General features: G+C 69.3%; 1 pseudogene. It reads left to right on the top strand.

Going from position 1 to position 1,825, the window contains the following annotated elements:
* A pseudogene (locus HG543_RS53445) lies at window positions 1–1,750 on the top strand (DEAD/DEAH box helicase); the annotation flags it as partial.
* Window positions 1,751–1,825: the final 75 nt, after the last annotated feature.

Raw genomic sequence — 1,825 nt, 5'->3', positions numbered from 1 at the left:
CGGCTATACCCACCCCACCCCCGTCCAGGCCCGCGCCTTCAAGCCGGCCATGGAAGGACGGGACCTCATCGTCCGCAGCAAGACGGGCACCGGGAAGACGGCCGCGTTCGGCCTGCCCCTGCTGGAGAAGATTCCCGCCGACGAGAAGAAGGTCCGCGCCCTCATCCTCTGCCCCACCCGCGAGCTGGCGCTCCAGGTGGCTGACGAGCTGAAGATGCTCGCCAAGCACAAGGGCGTGAAGGTGGCGGCCATCTACGGCGGCGCCTCCATGAAGCAGCAGGAGGACGCGCTCGAGGAGGGCACCCCCATCATCGTCGGCACCCCGGGCCGCGTGTTCGACCACATCAACCGCGGCAACCTGAAGCTGGACGGGTGCGACCACGCGGTGCTGGACGAAGCGGACGAGATGCTCAACCAGGGCTTCTACGAGGAAGTCACGCGCATCCTCGACCGCCTCCCGAAGACGCGCCAGGTGCTGCTCTTCAGCGCCACCGTCCCCACGGACATCCAGAACCTCATCGCCCGCTACACGACGAACGCGGAGACGCTGCTGCTGTCCGGCGACGTCTTCACGGTGGAGCACATCCACCACATCCGCTACGACGTGTCGGACGCCTTCCCCAAGCCGCGCAACCTCATCTACGTGCTGGAGAAGGAAGAGCCGCAGAACGCCATCATCTTCTGCAACACGCGCGACGACACCGCGCTGGTGACGGCGGTGCTCAACCGCAACGGCTTCGACGCGGAATTGCTCAACGGAGACCTGCCGCAGAAGGAGCGCGAGCGGGTGATGGGCAAGGTGAAGCGCGGCGAGGTGGCCTTCATGGTGGCCACGGACATCGCGGCGCGCGGCATCGACATCTCCGGCCTGGAGTACGTCATCAACTACTCGCTGCCGGAGGACGCGGCGGTGTACCTGCACCGCGTGGGCCGCACCGGCCGCATCGGCAACAAGGGCACCGCCATCAACCTCTTCTCCGGCCGTGAGCTGGCCACGTACACCACGCTGGAGAAGAAGTTCGGCATCAAGTTCGAGAAGCGCGACATGCCGGCGCCCGAGGAGGCGATGCGGCTGTGGACCGAGCGCCACGTGCGCGAGATTCACGAGGCCGCCGGCGGCTCCATCTTCGAGGGCTTCCTCCCCCTGGCCTCGCAGCTCAAGACGCGGCCGGACGCCGATGACCTCATCGCCTTCCTGCTGAAGTACTTCTTCAGCCACCTGCGCATGGAGAAGGCCCAGGCCGCCATGCTGGCGGAAGGGCGCGAGCCCGTGCAGGAGCGCAAGCCGGAAGCGCGCGAGGGTGGCCGCCGGGAGCGCGGCGAGAAGCGCGAGCGCGGCGAGCGGCGGGAGCGGGGCGAGCGCGAGGAGCGGCGCGAGCGTCCGGCGCGCGCGGACCGTCCGGAGCGGGCGGAGCACGGCGAGCGCGAGCGGCGCCCGCGGCGCGACGAGCCCCGGCGCGAGCGCGGCGGCGGCGCGGCGGCCCTGGAGGCCGGCCCCGGCGAGGTGAAGCTGTGGGTCAACCTGGGCACGGCGGACGGCCTGGGCCCGGGCAGCATCGCCACGGCGATGGAGGACGCGGGCGCCCCGGTGGGCAAGCTGGTGCGCGCGGAATTGCGCCCCACCTTCGCGTACGTCTTCGTCGCCGAGGACGACGTGGCGGCCTTCGAGGCGCTCAACGGCAAGCAGCAGGGCACCAAGACCTTGCGCGTGGAGCGCAGCAAGCCGCGCACCGAGCGCGAGTCCACGCCCTGTACCTTATACACATCTACGACCACACGAGACGTTGACCGCCCTCGTATGCCGTCATCTGCTTGAAAAAAGAAA

This window comes from Pyxidicoccus fallax, from assembly GCF_012933655.1.
GTDB classification, from domain to species: Bacteria; Myxococcota; Myxococcia; order Myxococcales; family Myxococcaceae; genus Myxococcus; species Myxococcus fallax.
Note: the sequence above shows the minus strand (reverse complement) of the source record. Positions and strands in the feature narration are given on the sequence as shown.